The 25,260-nt window shown below is 46.3% G+C and carries 27 protein-coding genes and 1 other annotated feature; of the genes, 8 read left to right on the top strand and 19 right to left on the bottom strand.

The window, feature by feature from the left end; translation table 11 throughout:
* Positions 1 to 46 precede the first annotated feature (46 nt).
* The 6 genes from CHI14_RS00305 to CHI14_RS00280 form a co-directional block, all read right to left on the bottom strand.
* Entirely contained in the window at positions 47 to 607 is a 561-nt protein-coding gene (locus CHI14_RS00305; RefSeq protein ID WP_095286426.1) for an outer spore coat protein CotE, read from the bottom strand.
* Positions 608 to 682: 75 nt separating this feature from the next.
* Complete coding sequence (locus CHI14_RS00300; RefSeq protein ID WP_095286425.1) at positions 683 to 1,660, bottom strand: aromatic acid exporter family protein; 978 nt, start codon at positions 1,658 to 1,660, stop codon at positions 683 to 685.
* A gap of 472 nt (positions 1,661 to 2,132) precedes the next feature.
* Positions 2,133 to 2,924: an ABC transporter permease gene (locus CHI14_RS00295; RefSeq protein WP_095286667.1), complete on the bottom strand. Its 792-nt coding sequence runs from the start codon at positions 2,922 to 2,924 to the stop codon at positions 2,133 to 2,135.
* Positions 2,925 to 2,965: 41 nt separating this feature from the next.
* On the bottom strand, positions 2,966 to 3,760 hold the full coding sequence (locus tag CHI14_RS00290; protein WP_095286424.1) for an ABC transporter ATP-binding protein: 795 nt from the start codon (positions 3,758 to 3,760) through the stop codon (positions 2,966 to 2,968).
* 29 nt (positions 3,761 to 3,789) lie between these two features.
* A complete protein-coding gene (locus CHI14_RS00285) occupies positions 3,790 to 4,794 on the bottom strand; it encodes an ABC transporter substrate-binding protein (protein ID WP_095286423.1) in 1,005 nt (334 codons plus the stop codon).
* A gap of 152 nt (positions 4,795 to 4,946) precedes the next feature.
* A complete protein-coding gene (locus tag CHI14_RS00280) occupies positions 4,947 to 6,461 on the bottom strand; it encodes a carboxypeptidase M32 (protein ID WP_095286422.1) in 1,515 nt (504 codons plus the stop codon).
* Between the two features lie 220 nt (positions 6,462 to 6,681).
* On the opposite strand from CHI14_RS00280, the gene CHI14_RS00275 reads away from it, so the two are divergent.
* From CHI14_RS00275 to CHI14_RS00260, 4 genes are all read left to right on the top strand, one after another.
* A complete protein-coding gene (locus CHI14_RS00275) occupies positions 6,682 to 7,242 on the top strand; it encodes a beta-class carbonic anhydrase (protein ID WP_095286421.1) in 561 nt (186 codons plus the stop codon).
* A gap of 190 nt (positions 7,243 to 7,432) precedes the next feature.
* Positions 7,433 to 7,999 (top strand): PadR family transcriptional regulator, encoded by a 567-nt coding sequence (locus tag CHI14_RS00270; RefSeq protein ID WP_095286420.1) that lies wholly within the window; start codon positions 7,433 to 7,435, stop codon positions 7,997 to 7,999.
* 100 nt (positions 8,000 to 8,099) lie between these two features.
* Positions 8,100 to 8,597: a hypothetical protein gene (locus CHI14_RS00265; protein WP_095286419.1), complete on the top strand. Its 498-nt coding sequence runs from the start codon at positions 8,100 to 8,102 to the stop codon at positions 8,595 to 8,597.
* A gap of 5 nt (positions 8,598 to 8,602) precedes the next feature.
* Positions 8,603 to 8,881: a YxcD family protein gene (locus CHI14_RS00260; protein ID WP_095286418.1), complete on the top strand. Its 279-nt coding sequence runs from the start codon at positions 8,603 to 8,605 to the stop codon at positions 8,879 to 8,881.
* 158 nt (positions 8,882 to 9,039) lie between these two features.
* Here the strand turns inward: CHI14_RS00260 and tyrS are convergent, their stop codons facing one another.
* From tyrS to CHI14_RS00215, 9 genes are all read right to left on the bottom strand, one after another.
* Complete coding sequence (gene tyrS, locus CHI14_RS00255; protein ID WP_095286666.1) at positions 9,040 to 10,299, bottom strand: tyrosine--tRNA ligase; 1,260 nt, start codon at positions 10,297 to 10,299, stop codon at positions 9,040 to 9,042.
* 119 nt (positions 10,300 to 10,418) lie between these two features.
* Positions 10,419 to 10,641, bottom strand: a binding site (T-box leader).
* A 102-nt stretch (positions 10,642 to 10,743) separates the two neighbouring features.
* Entirely contained in the window at positions 10,744 to 11,148 is a 405-nt protein-coding gene (locus CHI14_RS00250; protein ID WP_095286417.1) for a DMP19 family protein, read from the bottom strand.
* Positions 11,149 to 11,182: 34 nt separating this feature from the next.
* Positions 11,183 to 11,653 carry an Imm63 family immunity protein gene (locus tag CHI14_RS00245; protein ID WP_095286416.1) on the bottom strand — a complete coding sequence of 157 codons (471 nt, stop codon included), beginning with the start codon at positions 11,651 to 11,653 and terminating at the stop codon, positions 11,183 to 11,185.
* Between the two features lie 188 nt (positions 11,654 to 11,841).
* On the bottom strand, positions 11,842 to 13,311 hold the full coding sequence (locus CHI14_RS00240; RefSeq protein ID WP_095286415.1) for a protein adenylyltransferase SelO: 1,470 nt from the start codon (positions 13,309 to 13,311) through the stop codon (positions 11,842 to 11,844).
* 292 nt (positions 13,312 to 13,603) lie between these two features.
* Complete coding sequence (locus CHI14_RS00235) at positions 13,604 to 14,923, bottom strand: nucleobase:cation symporter-2 family protein (protein WP_095286414.1); 1,320 nt, start codon at positions 14,921 to 14,923, stop codon at positions 13,604 to 13,606.
* Positions 14,924 to 15,234: 311 nt separating this feature from the next.
* Positions 15,235 to 15,693 (bottom strand): hypothetical protein, encoded by a 459-nt coding sequence (locus tag CHI14_RS00230; protein ID WP_095286413.1) that lies wholly within the window; start codon positions 15,691 to 15,693, stop codon positions 15,235 to 15,237.
* Positions 15,694 to 15,720: 27 nt separating this feature from the next.
* The gene (locus tag CHI14_RS00225; RefSeq protein WP_095286412.1) at positions 15,721 to 16,029 is read right to left on the bottom strand and encodes a Dabb family protein; all 309 of its coding nucleotides are present in this window, start codon (positions 16,027 to 16,029) and stop codon (positions 15,721 to 15,723) included.
* Positions 16,030 to 16,216: 187 nt separating this feature from the next.
* The gene (locus CHI14_RS00220) at positions 16,217 to 16,762 is read right to left on the bottom strand and encodes a PadR family transcriptional regulator (protein ID WP_095286411.1); all 546 of its coding nucleotides are present in this window, start codon (positions 16,760 to 16,762) and stop codon (positions 16,217 to 16,219) included.
* A 74-nt stretch (positions 16,763 to 16,836) separates the two neighbouring features.
* Complete coding sequence (locus CHI14_RS00215) at positions 16,837 to 17,985, bottom strand: YhgE/Pip domain-containing protein (RefSeq protein ID WP_249280942.1); 1,149 nt, start codon at positions 17,983 to 17,985, stop codon at positions 16,837 to 16,839.
* Between the two features lie 106 nt (positions 17,986 to 18,091).
* Here CHI14_RS00215 and CHI14_RS00210 point away from each other — a divergent pair, with 106 nt between their 5' ends.
* From CHI14_RS00210 to CHI14_RS00200, 3 genes are all read left to right on the top strand, one after another.
* Complete coding sequence (locus CHI14_RS00210) at positions 18,092 to 19,345, top strand: cytochrome P450 (RefSeq protein WP_095286409.1); 1,254 nt, start codon at positions 18,092 to 18,094, stop codon at positions 19,343 to 19,345.
* Between the two features lie 153 nt (positions 19,346 to 19,498).
* Positions 19,499 to 20,353, top strand: a complete 855-nt coding sequence (locus CHI14_RS00205; protein ID WP_095286408.1) for an AraC family ligand binding domain-containing protein — start codon at positions 19,499 to 19,501, stop codon at positions 20,351 to 20,353.
* Positions 20,350 to 21,270 (top strand): DMT family transporter, encoded by a 921-nt coding sequence (locus tag CHI14_RS00200; RefSeq protein ID WP_095286407.1) that lies wholly within the window; start codon positions 20,350 to 20,352, stop codon positions 21,268 to 21,270. Before CHI14_RS00205 ends, CHI14_RS00200 begins: the two co-directional genes overlap by 4 nt.
* Before the next feature lie 124 nt (positions 21,271 to 21,394).
* Here the strand turns inward: CHI14_RS00200 and CHI14_RS00195 are convergent, their stop codons facing one another.
* Positions 21,395 to 22,087 carry a pseudouridine synthase gene (locus CHI14_RS00195; protein ID WP_095286406.1) on the bottom strand — a complete coding sequence of 231 codons (693 nt, stop codon included), beginning with the start codon at positions 22,085 to 22,087 and terminating at the stop codon, positions 21,395 to 21,397.
* A 117-nt stretch (positions 22,088 to 22,204) separates the two neighbouring features.
* Between CHI14_RS00195 and CHI14_RS00190 the strand changes: the two genes are divergently transcribed.
* Entirely contained in the window at positions 22,205 to 23,092 is an 888-nt protein-coding gene (locus tag CHI14_RS00190) for a hypothetical protein (protein WP_095286405.1), read from the top strand.
* Positions 23,093 to 23,190: 98 nt separating this feature from the next.
* On the opposite strand, the gene CHI14_RS00185 is transcribed toward CHI14_RS00190, so the two are convergent.
* From CHI14_RS00185 to CHI14_RS00175, 3 genes are all read right to left on the bottom strand, one after another.
* Positions 23,191 to 23,373, bottom strand: a complete 183-nt coding sequence (locus CHI14_RS00185) for a YjfB family protein (protein WP_095286404.1) — start codon at positions 23,371 to 23,373, stop codon at positions 23,191 to 23,193.
* 292 nt (positions 23,374 to 23,665) lie between these two features.
* Positions 23,666 to 24,526, bottom strand: a complete 861-nt coding sequence (locus CHI14_RS00180) for a Cof-type HAD-IIB family hydrolase (RefSeq protein WP_095286403.1) — start codon at positions 24,524 to 24,526, stop codon at positions 23,666 to 23,668.
* A gap of 66 nt (positions 24,527 to 24,592) precedes the next feature.
* On the bottom strand, positions 24,593 to 25,084 hold the full coding sequence (locus CHI14_RS00175) for a GNAT family N-acetyltransferase (protein ID WP_249280941.1): 492 nt from the start codon (positions 25,082 to 25,084) through the stop codon (positions 24,593 to 24,595).
* Positions 25,085 to 25,260: the final 176 nt, after the last annotated feature.

The following is a 25,260-nucleotide window of genomic DNA, read 5'->3' as shown; positions in this document are numbered from 1 at the left end:
TGCGGCGCATATAATACCTTAGCTAAGGATACAAAAGACGAAGAAATTACAGTTCCTCGTCAAGCAGGTCCGGATCAAGATCATCATAATCTTCATCCGTGCTGCCAAAGTCATAATCCTTGTCTTCGTAGTCTCCACAACCATCTGTGCATACCTTCACGCATACTTTGGTTTCGGCAACCAGTTCAACAGCGAATTCCCGTTCTACCCGGATAATTACGCTGCCTCCGCCTGCGGATACAGTGGCTTCCACACAGCTTGGTTCCTGCGTTGCATCCGCAGATACCTCTACTGTGGAAGCCCGGTGTTTCGGATCCAGGTAAGACAAAGGTACATGTTCTACATACGACACCGTTTCTTTGGCTACATCTGTCTGCGAATTTTTGTCATAGGAATACCAAATGTTGATATCGTAAGTACCAATAACTTCAATTCCGTCCCCCGCTGATACGGCTTCATATTGGTGGTTGATAATCCAAGCCCCCAAAATACTGGTCGGACCATTAGGCGGAGTCACGGTATGTGTTACGGTAGAGAACTTACGACCTTTGCCGCAGATCGCCTTCGTGATGATCTCTCTACATTGATGTTTATGACTCAATGACATCTTTAAACCTCCTCCATACAATCATTCACTACAAGTGTATGCAGGGCATCCGTCTAGGGTGACAACTATTTTCTATTATTCGTTTGTAGATTGGGACCGGTCCGTAATCGGCGACGGCGCTTTGTCCTTTTTCGCAATTTTCAGATACAGCGCGAGTTCCCGGCACAGCTGGAGAATCGCAGAACGAATCTCGAATTCTTCCCTTGTATCTGGCAGTTCCATTCGCCTGAATTCTTCCTGCACATCTGCGAGAAGTTTTTCGGTTCGTCCAGTGTAAGACTCTGTGAGCACATCCTGACTGAGCTGGTCAAACAGCTCCGACACCATTTCGGCGTGTGGCATCTTCTGATAAATTTGAGATACCAGATGCATCATATGCTGAATGGAGTCCAGCTGCGTTTTTCGCATGTAAAAGTATACGCTCCATTCTTCGTTCGGATGAATGACCTGATTCTCCAGTGAACGCTTGGCTGCTTCAATGCCTCCAAGAACAGCCTTGTCCGCTTCGATCAGTTCCTTCCCTGCCCAGACCTCATTCGGATTACGAAGAGTCGCAGCAAACTCCTTGAAAATCACGGAGAATAGTTCGTCAATCCTTTTGCGAATCTGAAGCATTTGCGGGTCAGCTGCTGGCATATAAGCCAGATTAACGACCATCGCAGATCCCAGACCAATCAGCAGCAACCCGATTTGTACCAAAATGACTTGAACGTCCATCTCCCCGCCACTGAAGACACGAAAGACCACGACAGACCCCGTCACAATGCCTTCCTTGAATCCGGCCCGAACAATTACCGGAAACGCAATCAGTATGTACACGGCCAGAACCCAATAATGGAAGCCTAGAAAGTGAAAAAGTACACTTGCAAACAAAAGACCTACCACGGAAGCAAAGAATCGCGCCGAAATCGTGCGAATGCTTCTTTTTCTCGTAACATCGACACCCAGAATGGCTAGCAAGCCTGCCGATGTTGGCCCGGGCAAGCCGCACCAGTCCGCAATCAGCACAGCCATCAGTGCAGCAATTGCGGTTTTAATTACTCTAAAACCCATTTCTCATTACCTCTCCTCTAAGCTGCTTATATGTCCAAGCCAGCTCTTCGTCCCATCCGTATGAATGCATGTCCTGCTTCATACCTCTAACAAATCTGCGTTAGCCTGGTTCTGCAATACGTAGTATTACACACCCTGAGGCAAACCATTTCCCGTTTTACAAAAAAAGAAGCTATTGAACGAATGCATAGACATATGCAGTCACATCAGAATCAATAAACGGCATCAACCGACATGCCCATGCATGCCGGTCACAACATCGCGTCCCGGATGGGGGACGCTGGCAATTTTGATTTCATGCGGGCGGAAGCCATATAAGGCCCTACTCGCCAATCTCCGCATACATGAAAGACTGCACGGAATATTTGTATTAGTATGGTACTTGATTTTTGGTTAGCGGGCAACGTGACACCCCTTGTGAAATTGTATACATAACACGATCTAGCAAGCTCTATTAACCTTTTTCGTGGCACTACCTGCGCCCTGCCAGCAGTTTTCGCTCCACATACACCACAAGCTGATACATCGCTGTGGCTACGGCCGCGATAATAAGCAGGCTCGATAATACCAGGGTAAAATTGAAGACCTGAAATCCGTAGATAATCAAGTACCCGAGCCCCTGTTTGGCAACCAGAAACTCACCCACAATTACCCCGACCCAGGCCATGCCCACATTGACTTTCAACGTAGAAACAATCGCGGGAAACGATGCCGGCAGGACAACTTTAGTAAAAATCTCGGACCGGTCGCCACCGAACGTACGAATGACCTTAACATAATTGCTGTCCACTTCGTTGAAACTGTTGTACACGACCAGGGTCGTAATAATTACCGTAATGGACAACGTAGTCATGACAATAGCCGTAAAGCCTGCACCAAACATGACGATGAAGATGGGGCCGAGTGCCACCTTTGGCATGCTGTTGAATACGACCATATAGGGATCAAGCACTTTGGACAAAAAAGGAGACCACCAGATCAGGACCGCAAGCAGCGTTCCGACAAGCGTCCCCAGCAAAAAACCAACTGCCGTTTCCCCAACGGTGACTGCGACATGGATCCAAAGTTCACCACTGGCGATGTCCTTGCCGATCTGGGCAAAAACTTTGCTCGGATAACTGAACAGCAGGACATCAATCCAGCGCAGCCTGCCCGCCAGCTCCCATAACAAAAACATGCAGACCAGCAGGGACAGCTGAACCGCAAGTACCTTGCGGCGCCACTCAGCAACCTGCTTCATGTGGCCCTGGTGCAGCTTCTGCATCCATTCATCACGGCGTATTTCCTGCTTCTCTCTCGTCTGATTCACCCGTTCTTCTCACCTCCTCCGGACTGCTCCAGTTCGCTCCATAACGCCTGAAAAAGCTCATTAAAACCTTCCTGTTCCCTTGCGTAGAAGGGCTGGGATTTCCGAATGGCTTCAGGAATGATGAACTCTTTCCGAATTCGTCCAGGATTGCGGTCCAGCACAATAACGCGGTCACTCACTGCAATCGCTTCGGACAGGTCATGTGTGACCAGCACCGAGGTTTTTCCCGTTTCCTTGAGCGTATCCGACACCAGATCCTCCAGCTGCAGTTTGGTCTGGTAGTCAAGCGCAGAGAACGGTTCATCCAGAAGCAGTAAGGATGGATCGGTTGCTAGCGTCCGCACAAGCGCGACACGCTGCCTCATGCCCCCGGATAGTTCGGAAGGATATAAATTCTCTGTTCCAGCAAGCCCCATCTCAGCAAGCAGCTCGCTTGTTCGTTTACGACTCCGTTCATCCAGCCTGCCCGTCAATTCAAGTCCGATCAGTGCATTGTCCAAAATGGTACGCCATGGAAACAGATAGTCCTGCTGCAGCATATAGCCAATCTGGGCAGAAGGACCTTCAACCAGTTTTCCTTTAATTTTCACATCTCCCGCGGTTGGAGTAAGCAGTCCGGCAATGATGGACAACAATGTCGTTTTGCCACACCCGCTCGGACCGACAAGACTGACAAATTCTCCTTGCTTAACCTGAAGACTCAGGTCTTCGATGACCAATGAGGCTTCACGCTCATTGACATAAACTTGCGAAATCCCTTCCAGTCTAATCACTGTATCGGATTCAGGCATGGCAATCACTTCCTTTCCTGAATGCCTGATTACTTCACAGATGCTGCTTGTTCCGCATAGGCGTTATCGACAATCGCTTTGGAATCCACCCGTTGTTCGAGTTCTCCGGCCGCACTCATGACGTCCAGTAGATTGTTCCATTCTTCATCATCAATAATCGGATCTGTTGCATACGTCCCCTGTTCCTTATAACGATGAATACTACTTACGAGAATGGATTGATCGATATCTTTAAAGTAAGGGAGGATGACCTCGGCAATTTCTTCAGCGGAATGGGAATCTACCCAAACCTGTGCTTTGTGCAGCCCGTTTGTAAATTTCTGTACAATTTCCTTGTTGTCGTTGATGTAACTTTGTTTCGTCATGAACACTGTGTAAGGCAAATGTCCACTCTCGGTTCCAAACGATGCAACGACCTTCCCTCGACCTTCCTGTTCAAAGATGGACGCCTGTGGTTCAAATAGCTGTACATAATCTCCTGTACCGGACGCAAATGCAGAAGCAATGTTGGCAAAATCGACATTTTGGATCAATTCCAGATCGTTCTGCGGATCAATGCCGTGTTTGTTCAACGTGAATTCTCCAGCCATTTGCGGCATCCCGCCTTTGCGTTGTCCGAGAAAAGTACTTTGGTTCAGCTGATCCCAATCAAAGCTGCCTTCCGCATTCCGTGCAAACAAAAATGTTCCGTCTGTCTGGGTTAGCTGAGCAAAGTTAATGACCGGATCTTCCGCTCCCTGCTGATAGACATAGATGGATGTCTCTGCTCCGACCAGGGCGATATCTACGGAGCCCGCGAGCAAGGCAGCCATCGTTTTGTCACCACCAGCCGTTGTCTGGATATCGACTTCCAGTCCCTCTTCTTCAAAAAAACCTTGGGCTACGGCTACATACTCCGGTGCGTAAAATACTGAACGCGTCACCTCGCCAATCGTAATTTTCGCTTCGTTTTTCTCTTGGTTGCAGCTTGTGAGCGCCACAATGATAATCAGCAATATAACGATGGCGCGGATGAACCAGGGCGTGTATTTCATGCTGTTTCCCTCCTTCGCTGGTTTCAGCAGTTTCTCTCTACTATGAATATGCCGCTGCCCATCAAAAGGTTAAGAACTTGCACACCAAAAAAAGAGCCAGGCATATGCCCGGCTCTATCTCTAGTGCCTGCTTCGTGTTATGTGATTAACAACTACAGTTTATAAATCTCAGTATATTTTGCTTCCAGATAGTCAGCCAGATAATCCGGGTTCAGCTCTTCACCTGTCACAGCGAGAATCAATTCGGAAGGCGTGCGGCTCTTGCCGTAACGATAAATCTTGTCCGTTAACCATTCCTTGATCGGTATCAGATTACCTTCAGCAATATAAGCATCGAACTCCGGCAGTTCCTGGCGCAGCGTATGTAGAATCTGAGCGGCATACATATTGCCGAGTGAATAAGATGCGAAATAACCAAAATCGCCACCGGACCAGTGAACATCCTGAAGCACCCCTACACCATCGTTTGGAGGAACAATCCCGAGATATTCTTTGTACTTGGCGTTCCAGGTTTCCGGCAGATCCTTGACTTCCAGTCCCTCGTTGAACAGCATTTTCTCAATCTCATAACGGATGATAATGTGCAGATTATACGTCAGCTCGTCTGCTTCAATTCGAATCAGGGAACTTTCGACGCGGTTGATCGCACGGTAGAAATCTTCCAGAGCCACTTCGCTCAATTGCGGGAAATGCTGCTGCAAGTCTTGATAATAGCGAGTCCAGAACGGACGGCTGCGGCCAATCATATTTTCCCAGAGACGGGACTGGGATTCATGAATACCCATCGACGTTCCTTCAGCCAAAAGGGTACCCGCCAGACTTCCGTCAATATTTTGCTCATATAGAGCGTGTCCGCCTTCGTGCAGAGAACTGAATACTGCGCTCGTCACATCATCCTGCAAGTAATTCGTCGTGATTCGCACATCCCCCGGGTTAAGTCCTGTCGCGAACGGATGAACACTCTCATCCAGTCTTCCGGCATCAAAGTCATAACCCATCTGTCCCAAAATGAACAAACTGAACTTTTCTTGTTGATCCGTATCAAACAGCTGGTTTAAAAACTCCGTGTTCGGCTTGTTTTCGGAAGCATTGATCTTTTCCTGCAGCGGCACCAAGCGTGCTTTTAACCGGGCAAATACTGCATCTACTTTATCTACGGTCAGATCCGGCTCGTACATATCAAGCAGCGTATCATAGCGTGTGTCTTTCACACCCCAGTAGTCGATGAACTCCTGTTTGAGTTTCACGATCTCTGTCAAATACGGGGAAAAGCCTTCAAAATCGCTATTATGCTTGGCATCTTCCCATGCCGTTTCCGATTTGGCCGTGAGCACCGTATATGCTTGAACCTTCTCAGGCGGGACGGATTGGCTCCGATCGTATTCCTTTTTGCATTCCAATACCAGGCGGCGATTTATATCATCCAGTTGATTCAACACCTCTGGTTTGGTCAGCGTGTCCAAATAGGTTTTCATCTCAGCCGAAGTTTGAAGCTTGAACGCTTCGGTAGATAACATGCCGATGGTTTCCGAACGAGTCGGAACGCCTTTCTTCGGCGCACCAGTGCGCAGATCCCAATGAAGCAAACCAATGGCTTCGTGATAACTTTTGATTTTGCTGGCCAAATGAAGGAATGATTCCAGATGTTTCAGGGTTTGTTCTTCCATTGTTATCGTTCACCTCTCCAAAAAAAGTTTAGACTCCCTATTGATGATACTTTTTGCAATGCGTATAATCAACTTTTAACAGAGGTAAATGGCTTGATTCTTCTTTTAAGACATCGTGCCGTTTGCTGACCGTGGTATAATCAAGAGCAGGGCGTAGGACAGGCTGCATACCGATGCAGAAGCCGTGCTCATCGTATTTGGATAACAGGAGGCAATGGACATGAACAACATTCAAGAGATTTTGGAGTACAACAAATCATTTGTCGAGACGAAAGAATACGAAAAGTATACGGCCGGTAAGTTTCCAACTAAAAAAATGGCAATTATCACATGCATGGACACCCGTCTGGTGGAACTGCTGCCTAAAGCGATGAATTTGAAGAATGGTGAGGTTAAAATCCTTAAAACTGCAGGCGCCATTATCTCTCAACCTTTCGGTTCTGTTATGCGAAGCGTGCTTGTAGCTATTTATGAACTCGGAGCAGACGAAGTTGTTGTTGTCGGTCACACCGAGTGCGGTATGGCATCCTTGCAAGCAGACACCATGATTGGCCACATGGTTGACCGCGGTGTATCCAAAGAAGTCATAAATGCTCTGGACAACTCCGGAATCAATTTGCAAAATTGGCTTCGAGGGTTTAACAGTGTTGATGAAGGGGTAAAACACACTGTAGGAGTCATCAAAAATCATCCCCTGTTTCCACAGGGAGTACCCGTTCACGGCATGATTATCGATTCCTCTACAGGCCAGCTTGAGCTTGTAGTTGAAGGGTACGAGTAACAGGCATCTCTCTAAATGGTTTTGGGTGCGGACCTCAGGGTCCGCACTCTTTTTTTGTCTAAATTGAGGCAGTTATGCTGTCAGGTTGTCAAACCATACAGTTTCAGTGTACACTTTTTATGAAAGCGGTCATTGATGGCAATATCCATTGTTTTCACTGGCCCAGCCCTAATATTAAGGAGACATGTGCATGAACATACTTTCCTACGGATTGCTCGGGCTGCTTACCCGCGAGGAGTCGTCTGGTTACGATCTGATGCTGAAGATTCAGCCTCATTGGCAAGCCAAACACAGTCAGATCTACCCGCTCCTGTCCAAGATGGAAAATGATGAACTATTATCTTCCCGCTGGGTGCAACAGTCTGACAAACCGGACAAAAAAATGTATGCAGTCACGGAAAAAGGTATCGAGAAACTGCTCGGCTGGATGATTACTCCTGTTACCGCTCCGGTAACACGTGACGAATTCAATTTGCGTATTTTATGTGTCGGCATAGCCGAAGATGGAAGCATGAGACGCATTCTGAATGAGCGCAAAAACTGGTTTATGGAACGCATCCGTTATTTCGAGGATCTGAAGTCCCGCATCCCTCAGGATAATCTCCGCGTAGGCAGCCGGGAATTTGGGAGCTACATTTTGGTTCAAAAGGGATTAATGAATGCCCAGACCGGCCTGGAATGGTGCAACTGGGTGACTCAGCTGCTGGATGGTCAGGCAGCCATTCAGGACCCTTGTCCGATTATTTCGGAAAATTAATAAAAATTTGAAACGTTCCTGCTTTTAAACCGTATTACATGAGTAAGGCCCATTTTTAGGGCTAATCACACAATTTAATCGGGGGGTTACGATCTTTACAATGAAGAAAAAATTTGGAATTAAACATCTGATGATGGTTTTTATGGCTTTCACTCTGTTGTTCGCAACAGTTGGCGTAGCAAATCCGGATTCTGCTGACGCAAGACGTGGTGGCGGTTTCAAATCTGGCACAAAAAGTTATACCAATACACCTAAGAAATCCGACAATAATGTGAGCCAGTCCAACTCCAATAAATCGGGTACAGGTGCAGCTGCAACCAACCGTGGTGGATTCTTCGGTGGTGGCGGCGGATTCATGAAAGGTATGATGCTGGGTGGTCTGGCAGGTATGCTGTTCGGCGGATTGTTTGGCGGCATGGGAGCTCTTGGTAACATCCTTGGATTGCTTGTAAACGTAGCTGCAATCATGCTGATCGTCATGCTGGCAATGGCACTCTTCAGAGCAATTACGAATCGCCGTAAACCGGCTGCAGATGGTCGTTACGACCGCCGCAATGATCGTGATGATGATGACCGCAACAGAAACGGACGGTACTAATCATTATGGTTCTAAGCATGGATGAGATTGTTAATGCAATCTGTCTTCACATGGCTGAACGCAAAGGTGTGCGCCCGACCGATGTCAATGTTGAACTGAGCTGGGAAGAAGATACGGGATACTCCGCTGAAGTCTGGATTCAAGGCCGTAGTCAATACTTGGTTGAATCCAACATGATAGAAGCGATCCTGCGCTACCTGCACAGCGAATACAACATCCGGGCTTACCGTGAAAACGTCAGACTTGATCTGGACGAAGAGATTACAGCCATTGTGAATCAATAATCAAATCAATAATTTGCGGATGAATTGTTAAAGGGCCGTCTCCACTAATGTCAATGACATTAGGGAGACGGCCCTTTTGTTTACCTTGAGAAGGGTGAATATCCTGGAAATTTAAACTACCGTTGTTCTTCCCAAGATATTCATGATACGGTACGTTCCTACTTCAATTTCACAAGGCTGTAGTTCTTCTTGCCTTTACGAATAATGATGAACTTGCCACCAATCGCATGCTCCGCAGACACTGTGAATTCCAGCTCTGTAATCTTCTCTCCGTTCATAGAGATCGCACCTTTGGTGACATCCTCACGTGCTTGGCGTTTGGATGGCTCAAGGCCCAGATCCACCAGCCAGTCCACGATGTTTTTGGCTTCGCCGTCTGTTTCAAACGTAGGCATTTCCTTGAAGCCCTGTTCGATCTCATCGGCTGTCAGGGAGCGAATATCTCCACTGAAGAGCGCTGCGGTAATGCGTTTAGCTTGCTCCAGCATCTCTTCGCCGTGAACGAATTTTGTCATTTCTTCGGCGAGTGCCTTCTGCGCTTCACGTTTGTGCGGCTCAGTCTCCACCTTTTCAGCCAAAGCTTCAATTTCCTCTTTGCTCAGGAAGGTGAAGTATTTCAGGTATTTGATGACATCGCGATCATCCGTATTCGCCCAGAACTGGTAGAATTCGAATGGTGTCGTTTTGTCGGGATCCAACCAAATCGCACCGCCCGCGGTTTTACCGAATTTCGTACCATCGGCTTTGAGCATCAAAGGGATCGTCAGCCCGTAGGCTCTTGCTTCAGATCCTTCTTTCTTGCGGATAAGGTCCAGACCACTCGTAATGTTCCCCCATTGATCGGAGCCACCGATTTGCAGCTGCACATCCTCGTTTTGGAACAGGTGATGGTAATCCAGAGACTGCAGGATCTGGTAGGAAAACTCGGTGAATGAGATTCCGCCTTCCAGTCTGCTTGCGACGACATCTTTTGCCAGCATCGTGTTAAGATTGAAGTTTTTCCCGTAATCACGCAAGAACTCGATGACATTAATTTGATGTGTCCAGTCGTAGTTGTTAACCATGCGAACCTGGTTGTCGCCTTCGGTTACAAACAATTTTTTCATCTGTGCAGTCAGCTTATTGACGTTCTCTTGGACCTGTTCCAGTGTTTGCAGCGAACGCTCGGATTGACGTCCACTTGGGTCACCGATTGTACCCGTTGCCCCCCCAATCAGGATCACCGGACGATGGCCCGCAAGTTGAAAACGTTTCAGCATCATGAACGGAATCAGGTGGCCGATGTGCATACTGTCTCCAGTAGGGTCAACCCCACAGTACAAGGATATCGACTTGGTTTCGGTCAGCTCACGCAGCCCCTCCGCATCCGTCTGTTGGTTTATGGCGTCACGCCATTCAAGTTCATCAATAATATTCAACCCAAACAACCCCTTTCTCTCCTAATCGTTCTTCAGTCATGGACTACGTTAATGGTAAAAAATACAGACGGGAGCAGCTTTTTTGGACACAAAAAAATCGCCTCCTTGTCTTCATTAGACATAGGGACGATTATCATAACCGTGGTACCACCCAACTTGCATGAACAGATGCTTACACATTATCCATACCGCTTTTGACAATATATCGTTTGCCCATTCCGCTTGGCATTACCCAAGTACTCCAGAGTGTAATTCGCAGCCCTTGTATGTATCAGGTTCCATCAACCCCTGACTTTCTGTAACAGGGACAAAGCCGCTACTGCGCTCCATCAACGTAATTCATGTATTAGATTATAGCCAGTATAGCCGAACGTTCAACCCATTGCAAGAGCCTGTATTCATCATCTGCTGACCGTACAGCAAAAGAGACTCTGATCTTTTATACTATGCCTCTATATTCAACTTTCTATGATAATACATGTATGCCTTCTCCGCAATCTGATCCTCGTTATCCCACAATTGCTGATCCAGTGTATCTAACCTTAGTTCCTCTTCTGTCGTGAGTAAACGGGGAATGTCCCATAGTGCTGTCAGCCTTTCATCATCCGCCAAATGCTCGATCAAGCGATACTGCTCTTGAATATTGCCCAGCACCTGGTTCGCACCAATCATATGTAATGCCCGCAAAACATGAAGATATGCTTCTTCTCCCCAGTTGCAGAAAAATTGAATGAACCCACCGTTATATACGTCTACTTCCAACAGCCATAGGGCTGCAATTTCCTGGTCCTCGGATGTTAATCCCGACCATCCCTGTTCCTGTTTGTTCTTTTTGTCTACAAACTTCATCGCATAATCATACCATACATCATTGATATCTTAATTATTCATGCCCATCATCCCTTCCCCTAGTCTGCATGCTCTCCAGTTCGTGGCGTTTACCGGTTTGATGCCAGTTCAAATAGGGTTCTCCCAATTGCTGAAAAGCGTTCGTTACGTTGCGGTCCATTTCCTGTATCACTTCGCTCGTGTACTTCAAATGCGTGTTGATATTATCAACATCGTATTTTTTCAACATCTCCACATGCACCGTGGTAAAAATAATATCCTCCAGCAGCCAGTAGATCACCATCTCGGTCTGCTTCAACTTTTTCTTCAACATGGGCATTCCACGTTCATAGATGGTAACGATATAGGTTCCATTCTCCGTTTCAACATAAGGCACGCCTTCCCATTTGAACGGCTCCAATAGACGGTTAACATATGTATTGCTCTGTTCTTGATTAAAGTCTGTTTGGGATAACAGTTCAAGCAGTTTTACTGCTAATTCCTGTTTCGTTAAAATATCTGACATGGCAGCTCACCACCTGTAATTCATTTAAATTGCATTCCCCATGGCATGCATGATCATGAAAAAGCTGCCGGTGGCAGCTTCTTCGTGATCAACAGGTTGCTTGTACTCACAAGGTACCTATTGTAATTGATGATTATATTTTTAATCTGAAAATTTTTTCAATCTGAATGCTGAATCTGCACTCCCCATCAGGTTCCGCAAAATGTCCGATAAGATGGATCACAGGTCGTCGGCAATGTGGCGTATTCTTCCTGTTCCGGTGTATGTGCGTAAGGTTTCCGGAGAACGGCTAGCAGCTGATTCATTACGCTATAATCCCCATCATTCTCTGCCCGTTCGAGCGCCTCTTCCACTCTATGATTCCGTGGGATGACTGCAGGATTGCTGCTCTTCATCAATTGCTCTACAGCATCTTTTGATTCAGACTGCCGGCCCAGTCTGGCTTTCCAGCGTTCGTTCCATTCCGTAAATTCCGGTGCTTCGTTCAAATTCGAGTTCTCCCACTTATCAAAAGTTAAAGCTAAGAACGTATTCGTGAAGTCCGCTGATTGCTTTTCCATCAGTTCCAGAAGATCTTTCATCAGCGTTTCATCTTCGGCCTCTTCCGTTAATAATCCCAGCTTGGCACGCATGCCGGATAACCACTCATGATGATACTGCTCCGAAAATTGGGAAATGGCATCCTGTGCAATCTGTATGGCCACATCTTCATTATCATGCAGCAGCGGCAGTAATGTCTCCGCAAGGCGAGCCAGATTCCAGCCCGCAATATAGGGTTGATTGCCGTAAGCATAACGACCTTGCGTATCGATTGAACTAAAGACAGTAGCTGGATTATAAGCATCCATAAAAGCACAAGGCCCGTAATCAATCGTTTCTCCACTGATGGCCATATTGTCCGTATTCATGACGCCGTGGATAAATCCAACATTCTGCCATTTGGCTATCAGCGAAGCCTGTCGTTTGATGACTTCCCGGAGGAAGTTCAAGTAACGGTTATGATCTAAAGGAATGTCAGGAAAATGCCGTTCCAGCGTATAGTCCGCCAGTGCTCTCAGTTCGTCTACAGTCCCCCATCTAGCTGCATACTGAAAGGTTGCCACGCGGATATGACTGGAGGCCACTCGGGTTAATATGGCACCGGGCCGTTCCGTTTCACGAAAAATGCTTTCCCCAGTCGTTACTACCGCCAAACTTCTCGTTGTAGGGATACCCAGTGCTTCCATGGCTTCGCTGATAATATATTCACGCAGCATCGGTCCGATCGCCGCCCGACCATCCCCTCCACGGGAGTATGGCGTTCTGCCCGAACCTTTGAGCTGAATGTCCACCCTCTCGCCCTGTGGCGTAATCTGTTCACCCAGCAGCAATGCCCGTCCATCACCAAGCATGTTGAAATTGCCAAATTGATGCCCTGCGTAAGCTTGAGCCAGAGGCTCGGCTCCAGGCGGAATTTCATTGCCAGCAAAAGTTGCTGCCCCTTCCTTGCTGTTCAGCGTTTCAGCATTCAATCCAAGGCTCGCAGCAAGGGTTTCATTTAAGATGACGAGCTCAGGTGACTGTACCGGTACTGCACCCTGACTCGTATAAAAGGTCTGCGGCAGCCGGGCATAACTATTGTCCAGATTCCAGCCTGCGCCTAACTTATCCTTTTCCATGTGCACTCCACTCCTTTTCCTCAACAAAGGAACTCCTCTGTTTGTATTCATGTAGCCTGTGTGAACCAATGCTCATTTATGTAGTCGCATGGAATTTCGAAATGATGAACATATTATATGCTCATAAGGAAACTTTAGCATATTTGTAGGGTGTTTGCATGTTCCATCGTGTAGGGCAGCCAAATAAGCCCACAAGGTATTCATTTAGGAAAAAGGATATTTTCCACTCTTTCCAGCAATGAATTCGATGTGGGCTTACTCGATTAATTCGCTATTATTCAGTTAAAATGGATCAGGTATGTGCCTCCTGAGTTCCCGCTACAGGCTGAACAGGCAGACTTTCCTTTTTGAAACCAAGGTTGAAAAAGATATTGAGCAGAATCGCTGACAGACTTCCTGTGATAATGCCATCGCTCACAATGATCCGAACGCTTTGTGGCAGCTGGGCAAACAGGTCTGGTACAGCTGTGACACCAAGCCCGAGCGAAACCGAACAAGCGACGATCAACAGGTTGGACTGCTTGCCGAAATCGACGGTTTGCAGCATTTTGATTCCAGAGGATACAACCATACCGAACAGAACAACTGTCGCTCCGCCTAATACTGCACTTGGGATAATAGTTGCAAATGCCGCTACCTTCGGAATGAGACCGAGGAAAACCAGAATGCCTCCGGCTGCAACCACAACATTTGTAGTTTTCACCTTGGACAATTGAACGAGCCCGACATTCTGCGCGAATGTATTGTATGGAAAGGCATTGAATATACCGCCAAGCACAAAAGCCAAGCCCTCTGCACGATAACCGCGAGCCAGATCCTTCTCATTGATGGGCTGATCGCAAATTTTGCTCAAAGCCATAAACACACCCGTGGACTCGATAATCACGACAGTTCCTACGATGATCATTGTAATAATCGGGCCAAGCTCAAATGTTGGCATTCCGAAATAAAAGGGTTGTGGCAAGTGGAACCATGACGCTTCCTGTACAGGAGAGAAATTCACTTTTCCCATTAGAGCCGCAATGAGAGTTCCTGCAATGATGCCAATCAGGACGGCAAGAGATTTAACGAAACCCCGAGCATACCGGTTCAGTACCAAAATAAAGAGCAGTACTCCGAAAGAAAGTGCCAGATTGTCCAAGCTTCCGAAGTTCTCACTATTTGCCCCGCCAGCCATATTCTTAATACCGGTAGGAATAAGTGCTAGACCAATAATGGTTACCACGGTACCAATGACAACGGGAGGGAACAGCTTGACGATTTTGCTAAAAAATACGGCACAGATAACGATAAATAAACCGGCTGCTATGATAGACCCATAAATGGCTGGAATACCATACTGAGATCCGATGGCGATCATGGGCGTAACAGCTACAAATGAACTACCGAGTACTGCTGGCAAACCAATGCCCAGATACTTTCCCTTCCGAGCCTGCAGCCACGTTGCAACACCGCATGTGAGCAGGTCAATGGATACCAGATATGCCAGCTGCTCAGCAGTCAGATTCAAGGCTCTTCCCACGAGTAAAGGTACCAGAATAGCCCCGGCATACATGGCCAATACATGTTGAATCCCCAGTGAAAAAATTCTCATCTTTTTTGTTTCGTTCATCCGCGCTCGCCCCCGAAATTAGAATCAACCCATCGCACTGAATAATCATGTTATGTTGATTCACATTATATAAACTATTTCGGGAACTTCCATGATACATGAACGAGAATTGTTACAGGAGATAAAGAGATCGTATCTTTTTGGGCAAACGAAACAAAATGCCGGATTTCCAGTGTAATATTATTTAACATCTCACTACATTTTTTTTACTGAATATCAGGAGAAAAGAAAAAAGCCAGCACTACATGTGCCAGCCTGCTGTCCAATCGCTTTAATCATGATTGAAATTTTCATTGGAGGTACCAGGGCTTCTAGGTGGCTAATTGGGAAGCGATGTAGCCCCATCCCTCCTCCACACTCCGGAACACCCATCCGGCAGATTCGATTCCATCTTTATTACCAACCCCAAGCAGAAGTGTTCTGACCGCTTCTTCTGATTTTGGTCCAACGGTAAGCGCAAGCGGAAATGAACGGTACCGGGAGATCTCACTACCTACGTCAAAAACAAGATCCAACTCATCTCCCCAATCATATTGCATGTCCGACAGATCAATAATGAGTCCGTCCGGCCTCCATGCTTCCAGCACAGCTTTGCCGATTGCACTCATATAACGGGCATCCGAGTTGCCTCTACTGCCAAACCCGTAGACACCTATAAATTTCAAAATCATGATCTTCCTATAGGAATTCTCTGACACACTCCCGATATGAACTTCGTACTCCAGATCGCTTAAATCTTCCAAACGATATGTTTTGGTATTTAAACTCATACTTAGTGTTCTCCTTCATGACCTGTCTTATTTCGAAGGGATCGGAAAGTCCGTTACAATAACATTCTCTACCCATCCGTTAAGGGAAGCTACAAAAGCCTGATGCGCAGGATGCGGACCATATGAACGCAAGGCTTCTTGGTCTTCAAACGTCACTCTTAATCCAAGCGTGAATCCCTGAATATGATCCGTCTCTTCTGTTACATTGATTCCGGCAGTCAGATCGATGATCCCAGGAATCTCGTCCTGTAAGGCGAGCAATTGTGTGACAAATTCCTGCTGTTTTGCCGGCGTAACTTTATCGTTGAATTTGAATACCACCAGATGTTCGAACATGAAATTTTCTCTCCTTTATTATAAAAATTCATTTACGACATAGTTCAGATTCTATAGGTTATTTCCATATGTTTCAATCCGGGCTCCTGATTCTGCTTCACACTTTAAACGCAAAAAAGGCGCGTTCAAAGCCAGACTGTCGCTGACCTGACGCACCTCTTCGCAGGCACGGTGACGCTAAACGCGCTTAATGCCTTAACGCTCTGTTCTGAACATGATGAAGGAGCTTCTCCAACCATGCAATGTTGCTCTCAATCGTGTGATAAGCATGATCCCTCATCAGCCACAGAGCATCCATCAAATCCTCACTTACCTCGATCTCCTCTGGTTTCTGCTCGTCAATATAATCTAGTTTTTTTCTTTGTTTCACGATTATATCTTCAATAAGGTATGCGATCTTCTGATTATCCACCTTATCCAGATTAACCAGCGCTGCATAGAGGGACTGAATGGTCGTGAATTTCTGAAATACTTTATAGATGCTCTCTTCCAGCGCGAGCCGCCCTTGATCGGTGATCCCATACATCGTTTTGTCTGGTCTATTCTCACTCTGGATCGTTTCAATTTTCTCGATTAGCCCCTTCTTATGCAGCACTTCGAAATTGTAATAGATCGTACCTTCCGTGATTTTGGCCTCGGTCTGATCCAAATGTTTGCCTATTTGCTTTTTAATATCATAGGGATAGCAATTCCCTTCACTTAATGCTCCAAGAATAAATATTTGAATTGACATGTGACTGCCCCCATTCTGCTCTTACCAAGGGCACAGCTTCCTACAAATTCGCCTGAGCCCTTTTATTTCTTATTTTATACGATAGCGGGCTGTTGTGAAGACTCTTGCAGCGGATTGGTTTGCTTGGCATGTTTGAAATGGTGAATCGCTGCATTGAGAACGAATGCGACCAGTCCAACCAGCGCTAATCCAATGGCGTAATGGGCCGTTCTGCCACCGCCGAAGAGAATATTGTAATCCAGATGCGTGGAATAGAACATCGGTGTGATCTGACTGACAAATTTGAAATATCCAGGCATCATTTCGGGTGACATGGACGTACCGTTAGCAATGGATTGACTAAGCACGAATATCATGTTGATCAGCATACCTCCTTGACCGAGAAGCATGATGAAGATACTTGTAAATTCGATCGACACGAATAATTGCAGACTGTGCACCAGCCACATTTTCAGAAACACTTCCACCCCATATCCTTGAACCATGAAGTAGATGCCTACTCCAACCAGAGGAGCAATCAGGGATATGAGCAGGTTCGCCCCCCGCAGGGCAAAAAAGGCTTTCCATTTTCCCATTTGGGCACGCAGCTGCTGCATTCCGCCCACGCTCTGCATGGCATAGATCATGGCTCCAACATAGAGCGCCATCGTGATGAACATCGGTGCCATCTGATTTTGCATACCGGCAGGCTGCGGGTTGCTCATGACGATATTGGATGAGACCTTGCCCGTGGTTGATTCCACAATCTGTTTGGATTGATCCGCAGGAACCTGCATTCCGTTCAATACCGCTTCGAAGCTTTGAGCCTGAACCTGTGCGCTGATCTGAGCGGTAATTTCTGCTGCTGCACTTTTCATCGAACTGGTAATGGTGGTTGGGTTAGATTCATTAATCAAATATTCCAGCTGCGCTTTGCCGCTCTGTTCAGACAGTTTCTCCGTAAAGTCACCAGGTATACGTATCACCATATGAATATCGCGGTCTTCCAGACCCGTCTTCGCCTGTTCCAGCGACTCATCGGTTACGATATTGAACGGGAGCTGCTCTTGCAGCTTCTGAACAAATTCAGTACCGGATTGTTGGTCCTCATTAACGATGGCCACGGTAAGATTCGTTACGTTTTTGGGGATGGCGCTATATCCGGACATGAAAACGGTCAGCATCACAATCTGATAGAACACAATCATGAATATCCCCGCTTTGACTCCTTTATGCTTCAGCATGCTCTTCACTTTCTACTCCACCTTATTATTATAATTTAAACTACTTGAATTAAAGTACTCTTGTTTGTTATATTTGTCAATGACCCCAACTAAGGAGGTAAGATGAATGAAGAAGAGCACGATTATTTCTCTGTCTGAAATCACGAAATTCCAATCGAAAGAAGAAGAGTTTAGCCCTTATCGTTGGTATCGCCACATGCTCAAACAGGAACCTGTCGTTTACAATGAAGAAACGGATTCCTGGCATGTGTTCAAGTATGACTTGGTCAAAACCGTATTGAATGATCATGAGCATTTCTCCAGTGTAAGAGAAAGATCGATTGTGAACGTGGGGTATTCAAGTGAGGGAGAAGGTGCGGACAGCGAGCACCACATTCCGGACAAGCTGGATATTCACAACGTCGATCCTCCGGAACACCGCAAGCGAAGATCACTGTTGGCCAGTGCATTTACCCCAAGAAGTCTCAAACTTTGGGAACCGCGCATTCAGGCCGCAGCAGACGAGTTAGTCGCGGAATTTTCACAGCTTCCCGAGGTGGATATTGTACAAGCCTACACAAGTATGTTTCCAGTAATCATCATGTCTGATCTGCTTGGCATTCCTTCCAAAGACAGGCTCTTATTTAAGGAATGGGTAGATATTCTCTTCATGCCAACTACGGATGCAACCTTTAGCCGTATCAATGAAATGAAGAAAATTGCGGGTCAGCAATATTTCGAATACCTTTACCCTTTTGTAGTGTCCAAACGAACGAATCTTGCCGAGGACATTATCTCGGACCTGATCCAGGTCGAAGTGGATGGTGAACATTTTACGGATGAGGAAATTGTACGCACCACCATGTTCATTCTGGGCGCAGGAATAGAAACGACAAGCAACCTGTTGGCCAATTCCTTCTATGCGCTGCTCTATGATAAGCCTGAACTGTACACGGAGCTGAGAGATAATCCAGAGCTTGTCGGAAATGCAGTGGAAGAAATGCTGCGGTACCGTTTCCATATCAGTAAAATGGACCGCATGGTCAAGGCGGATAATAACCTGCTTGGGGTTGAACTCAAAAAAGGAGACGCCATCGTAGCCTGGATGAGTGCAGCCAACATGGATGAGGACATGTTCGAGGATCCATTCACATTGAATATTCATCGTCCGAACAATAACAAACAGCTCGCTTTTGGCTTCGGCACACACTTCTGCCTGGGTGCACCTCTGGCTAGGCTGGAAGCCAAAATTGTTCTGACGACATTTTTGAGAACCTTCTCAAATATTGAACCTGTCAGCGGATTCGTTTTGGAAGACCACCTGACTCCGTCTGCAGCAGGACAATCTCTGAAAAGCCTTCCCATGAGGTTATATAAGTAGTACGCTATAGATGGATAGCAGAAAAAGAGCAGGAAATCTGCTCTTTTTTGCTGCTTCACTGCTATTAATAGCAAGCGATGGAGCAATATCGTTCAAGAACTTGCCTTCTTTTCCGTTTATAATGACAAGAACATACGAGAAAGAAGGTGCAGCATGAATCGCGAAGTACGAACCGTTGTATTTGATACCGATCTGCAGCTTGAAGCTTATCAATTCCAGGGCATTATGCAGAAATTCCCCAATCACTTTCATGACTATTATGTCATTGGTTTTATTGAGCAGGGCAAGCGACATCTGGTCTGCAATAATCAGGAGTATGTGCTGAATACAGGCGACATGATCGTATTTAACCCTCATGACCCCCACGCCTGTGAAGGGATTGACGGAAGAACACTCGATTATCGCTGTATTAATATCCAGCCAGAGGTCATGAGAGAATACACCCGCGAAATTACCGGACAAGACTATCTGCCGAACTTCACAGCACCCGTACTCTATCAACACGAATTGGTCAGTTCTTTGCATGACCTGCACTTAATGATTTTGGAGGAGCAATCCGATTTTGGCAAAGAAGAGCTGCTGCTCCTGCTGCTGGAACAGCTGCTTCGGGATTATGCAGATGCTGAATCCTCCGTCTCTTCTCAAGATGTCACGATCGAAGTCAAGTGTATCTGCGAATACATAGAGTCTCATTACATGGAAAGTATATCGCTGGGTGAGTTAGCTGAACGAAGTGGAATGAGCAAGTATCATCTGGTACGTCTATTTACTCGCCAAAAAGGCATCTCACCATATCGGTATCTGGAAACAATTCGTATTAATCAGGCCAAGCGCTTATTGGAACAAGGAACGCTGCCGCTTGAGGTATCCGCCCAGACGGGATTCAGCGATCAGAGCCATTTTACGAACTTTTTCAAAAAACTGATCGGCTTGACGCCCAAACAATATCACCGAATCTTTAACCACGAATATGAGTCTCAACGGCTGCAGGACCGTGTTTCACGATGAGTGAAAATAAACATACGGCTGGTCACCTGCTCGCCTTGCTTACGATTTTGATCTGGGGGACCACCTTTATCTCCACAAAAATTCTGCTCTTCGACTTTACACCTGTGGAAATCTTGTTGTTTCGTTTTCTGATTGGATATGTGGTATTGTTCCTGATCTACCCTCGTGTGATGCGGGTATCAACGATCCGGGATGAGATGCTTTTTATGGCGGCCGGACTGTGCGGGGTCACATTGTATTTTTTGATCGAAAATATCGCGCTTGTATTCACACTGGCTTCCAACGCAGGTGTCATTGTGTCCATTGCACCCTTCTTCACCGCTGTGCTTGCGCACTTCTTCCTGAAGGATGAGCCGTTATCTCGGCATTTTGTCGTCGGTTTTGCTATTGCTTTGACAGGCATTGTGATCATTGCGTTCAATGGAAGTTACAGCCTGCAGCTAAATCCGCTGGGCGATCTGCTTGCTTTTGTGGCTCCTGCGGTCTGGGCAATCTATTCCGTCCTTATGCGTAAGATAGGCAATCTTCACTATCACACCATTGGTGCAACACGCAAAGTGTTCTTTTACGGGCTTTTGTTTATGCTCCCTGCCTTATTCCTGTTCGAATTCCATTTTGACATGGAGCGGTTATCCGATCTGACCAACCTTTCCAATCTTCTTTTTCTCGGAATAGGCGCTTCTGCGTTGTGTTTTGTAACCTGGAATAGGGCGGTAAGCCTTCTGGGAGCAGTGAAAACCAGTGTTTACATTTATTTGGTGCCTGTAATTACATTGTTAGCCTCTGCACTGCTGCTGCATGAACCCATTACTTGGATTACCATGCTTGGTGCGGTGTTAACACTCCTGGGTTCCATCATCTCAGAACGAAAAGTGCGGAAGCACGCCCCCGGATCGAAGCTGTCCGAGATCCATTAGACTCTGGTCGTTTGGAACGCAAAGAAGGCACCATCCATCCTTTCAGGATTAGTGCCTTCTTTGTGTTTGCGTACGATAACTTACCTTTTGCACAAATGTTATTATCCAAGCTAGGAGTAGTCAGCTAATTCAGCCTGGAAAGCAGCGTACTCAGCTCATGCTTCTCCAGATGCCTCCATTGTCCTCGTTCCAGCTGATCCAGTGTTATATTCATAATACGGATGCGCTCCAGTTTCAGCACTCTGTACCCCAGGGCTTTGCACATTCTGCGTATTTGCAGGTTAAGCCCCTGTGTCAGAATAATCCGAAAAACATTCTCGCTGTGGCGATATACTTCGCATGGCTTGGTTATTACGTCCAGAATCTCGACTCCTTGGGACATCATTCTTAGGAATTCATCTGTAATCGGTTTATCCACGGTCACCACGTATTCTTTCTCATGATTGTGCTCTGAGCGCATCATTTTGTTGACAATCTCTCCATCGTTCGTAAGCAAAATCAAACCTTCGGAGGCTTTATCCAGCCTGCCAACGGCAAAGATGCGTGATGGATAATTCACATACTGTATAATATTTCCTTCGACTTGCTGTGCCGCCGTACAGACGATACCTATTGGTTTGTTGAGAGCCAGGTATACAGGTTGGCGTTCAACCTGAGGGATTTCCTTCCCGTCGATCAGGACGATATCTTCTGCTTCAACCTCTGCCCCTTTTACACATACCTCACCATTGATCGTAATGCGTCCGGCTGCAATTAAGCGGTCTGTCTCTCGCCGTGAGCAGAATCCCGTTTCACTTATGTATTTATTAATTCGCATGCTTCACCGCTTCTCATCTGTAATATAGCCATCATCTCATTTATAATGAAAGGAAGCAATGAAGCCTATGCGAAAGTCTTAGGATAAGCTAAGCAACTAACTTTTGAGGAGATGTTCATGGACAAACAATGCATGAGAGTGCTTAAGAAGCTGTATCAGCATGCCAATGGCAAGTACGACAGAGAGCGACAGGTGACGGTGTATCGAGCGGATACACTAACTGCTGACGAACAAGAAGTATTACATACGCACGGCTGGGTTCCTAATGATCTGGAGCTAATTGCGCATGACGAGATCATTCAACAATTAATTGATTTGCAGCAAAATGAACATCTATCCTGGACCACGATTACCAATGCATTTGTCGCGGGTGTTGGTGGAAGTTATCCCCGAGGCATAACTACACTTGGAAGCTACCATATGATGGTTCACATGCAGCACCATGCTTATGAAGAAGCGAAACAATTCCATTGTTGTAAATACTGCGGTTTAAGCCGTAACAGCAATGACGCTTGGGATAATTTGTCCTTTATTCGCTATGCCATTCACTTGGGACACGATTACAGCTCGACTAGTTTAGGGGCATATGCTGATTTGACCGAGCTAGTCTCCCTGCTTGAACATGACTCCATTACACCGAGTGAAGAGGACATTCACACCTTCAATCGACTGCTTCATAGTTTGGATCGGGCAGAGAGCGATGAATCTCCGGGAAAATATGAGAAACGGCTCACAGCCGAGAAATTGATCAAAGGACAGGCTGGCATCCGCCGAGGCATATTAAAATCGTTATCCCGAGTAGGTGTTCTGCCGAACCAGATTCTCCCCCTTCGTCCCGATCATTGGACTAATATTGAAGAACTGCTGAATGCCGAATTACTGCTCAGCAATACGAAAGGCCGCTCCGACATGGAGATGCCTTGGGCTGGATGGCAAGGTAAACTCGGCGTGGATTGGGACAAGGCCCGTCAGCTTTTTGGAAGTATGATCCTACATCATTCCTAATCGTAAAAAACAACCCAAACAGCTTCAATTCGATGAATTGAAACCGTTTGGGTTCGCTTGCTGCAATTGTTTTTGAACATGCATTTCTTAGAAAACGTCTAAACTGAAATATCCAGACTACTTCCCAGATTCGGATGTGGGGCTGGAACAGATTTTAACATTTCCGTAAGCTGTTGACCTTGTTGTTCTGCCATGTTTTTCGACATTGACATCACCTGTAAACTCGCTGACTGTGCCAGCGATGTTTGACTCATGGCCATTGATAATGCTGCAATATCCATGTTCTGCACTCCTTTATGTAGCTATTAAATGAGCGTACCTAATATATATCGGATACTGTACAGGAATTATGTAATATAACGCACGCCATTATTACAATTTAAGCGGGAGAAATCTCATGAACGGAAAAAAATTTGTATTTCTTTTTACGCTCCTATGCGCACTGTGCGTGGGAGGTTTTGGCGGTATCCTCTTATGGATCCTGACCCTAGTCTCTAAGTCTTAACATTGCAAACAGACATCTCCATTACAGGAGCTGCCTGATCGCCTTACTATTTTGATTGCTCAAGAACGTTAAGACTGAATCAAGCCATACTTCGCAAAACTGTGATATAACCCGTCTTCCTCAATGGTTCCGGTAATGTCATCGGCGATAGCTTTCAGACCGGGCTTCGCATTGCCCATGGCAATCCCAATATTGCAAAATTCCAGCATCTCTGCATCATTCATGCCGTCTCCGATGGCCAGTGTGTCTTCCCGAGACATGCCCAGGTGTTCCAGCAGATCTGCAATTGCAATTGCTTTGTGAATGCCAGGAATCATGAGCTCCCCGCTTCCCTCTCCAAAGATAGGTACGGTACATTGGATTACCTCGAATTTGCCCTGAAACTCCTGCTTGATCCGATCGAACGGAACCACAGCACTTTCCAGAAAACAAACCTTATTGACATCATCCTTATATAAGTCGGCTTCACCGTAGGTTAGACCCGTAATAAAGGGATGTGGCTTCTGTTCCTTTTTCGCTCTGGCTGCTGGATCATTCTCCACATCACCGTATATGCGACGTTCGAGATGGGTTTGAAGATTGCTACTTGCATAGAGGGCTGAATTGGATTCCAGATAGAAATCAATCTGATGTTCATTGAAAAAATCGACCATATGCCGAACATCTTCAGCCGTTACCTTTTTATGATAGAGAACTTCATCACCAAACTCCACATATCCTCCACCTGCACCAATCAGACCGTCGAATCCAACGTCCCAGATGGAATCATAAATTTCCGCCTTGGAACGCCCTGTGCACAAATAAAGCAAATGTCCATTCGCGCGTGCCTGTCTACAAGCCTTCTGAGCTGAAACAGGTATGTTCCCATCATCATCCACAAGTGTGCCATCAATATCGATAAAGACTATTTTCTGTGTCCGTGTGTTCATCTGCATCTGCCCCCATTATGTCTCATGCCATGTTGTAACCATCGCAAAACACTTATACATTACAAATCACTTCTCAGCTGGCTTCTCCATATGCACAATTTGCCACTCATTATGCTCTTCGGTCACAATTGTAAATCCTTGACGCTCCCAGAAATCCACGGCCCCAGGCAAGAAGCGGTGGGTATGTAGGTATAACGTGCTGTACGGCATTTCTCTTACCACACGCTCCAGCTCTTTCACCAAAAGTGAACCAATGCCGTATCTGCGATAGGCAGGATCGACATAACATTTTACAATTTCAGCCGCGGTTTGTTCCGGGTAGCGACCTTCGATCACCTGAATCCGTCCATCATATGGCAAAATGCCGATGGAGCCTACAATGCCTGCTTCCTCCGTTACGGCTACAAGAAAAACCGCTCCCGCTGTCTCCATATAATGTTCTCTAAATTGCATCAGATCCGCAGGCATCTGTTCGTGATTCATCATTGGAAATACTTCTCTGCGGACACGCATGGTAAAATCTACAGCTTGCTCAATCTGATGGAGTTGAACCTTCATTATCTTGGGCACTGTCTGAAGCTGTGTCACAATATTCTCATTCCTATCTTTTAGATTAGAGCCTGGTTTATAGCAGCTACCCGAACCCACATTCTTGGTGAGCTCGCTCTCTTCCATCATCTTACCTAATTAAATTTCTTCTATCAATCTAGCTATACTCCTATCCAAAATGATAG

It is taken from the genome of Paenibacillus sp. 7516 (genome assembly GCF_002272715.1).
GTDB classification, from domain to species: domain Bacteria; phylum Bacillota; class Bacilli; order Paenibacillales; family Paenibacillaceae; genus Paenibacillus; species Paenibacillus illinoisensis_A.
Note: the sequence above shows the minus strand (reverse complement) of the source record. Positions and strands in the feature narration are given on the sequence as shown.